The following is a 435-nucleotide window of genomic DNA, read 5'->3' as shown; positions in this document are numbered from 1 at the left end:
CTAATAATTAATGAGCTAATTTAATTAATTAGGATTAGAAAATACTTGCAAAAAGTACGAAAGGTTGTATATTTGCCCCGGCAAGTCCCACACAACCAGCTCCTGCTGAATCCCCCAGGGCGGGAACGCAGCAAGGGTAAGTGGTCGTAGCGGTGTGATGTGGGTCGCTTGCCATTTTTTGTTTCTATAAGTCAGATTTGTTGCATCTTTGCAGCATGACAAAATCAGCTTCAAAAGTGGTCTTGGTTACCGGGGCATCTTCAGGAATTGGAAAAGCCATAGCCGAATTCCTTCAATCAAAAAATTACATTGTATTTGGAACCAGCAGGAATCCTTCCGGCAGGCAATCCTCATTTCCCTTAGTGGCCCTTGATGTCACAAAACGCGATACCATAAAAACTGCAGTTGCTGAAGTTATTGCTTCCGCAGGAAAGA

The 435-nt window shown here is 43.2% G+C and carries 1 protein-coding gene and 1 other RNA gene; both read left to right on the top strand.

The features are described 5' to 3' along the window. Window positions 1-78: 78 nt before the first annotated feature. Window positions 79-177, top strand: an RNA gene (gene ffs / locus HC176_RS16680) — signal recognition particle sRNA small type. Between the two features lie 38 nt (window positions 178-215). Then, on the top strand, window positions 216-435 hold a 220-nt coding region (locus HC176_RS16675; RefSeq protein ID WP_167920133.1), incomplete at its 3' end, for an SDR family NAD(P)-dependent oxidoreductase.

The organism is Tamlana crocina, from assembly GCF_012037625.1.
Note: the sequence above shows the minus strand (reverse complement) of the source record. Positions and strands in the feature narration are given on the sequence as shown.